A 286-nucleotide genomic window follows, 5' to 3' on the forward strand; every position below is an offset into this window, starting at 1 on the left:
AGAAAAATTCACTATTGCCGACGTTCGCATTCCGCTCAAACGTAAGAAAACTCTGGACCCCGCCAAAGTCGAAGACATCGCTTACGATATACTAGAAAACGGGCAAACCACGCCTATACGCCTGCGAACCGAAAAAGGCGGCGGTTACATTCTCGTCGAGGGATATCACCGGCTAGAAGCCCTGCGCGCTATTGGTGAAAATGAAGTCAAAGGTTATCTTGTTCATGCTCAGTTGCACTGAAAGTAACCAATTGATACGCCGAGCACGAAAGTCCGTTCTGAGTAA

The 286-nt window shown here is 47.9% G+C and carries 1 protein-coding gene; it reads left to right on the forward strand.

The window, feature by feature from the left end; genetic code table 11:
- The coding region (locus Q1A20_RS26100) for a ParB N-terminal domain-containing protein (protein WP_367180978.1) at positions 1-241 on the forward strand (241 nt) is incomplete at its 5' end.
- Positions 242-286: the final 45 nt, after the last annotated feature.

This window comes from uncultured Roseobacter sp., assembly GCF_947501835.1.
In the GTDB taxonomy this organism is placed as follows: Bacteria; Pseudomonadota; Alphaproteobacteria; order Rhodobacterales; family Rhodobacteraceae; genus Roseobacter.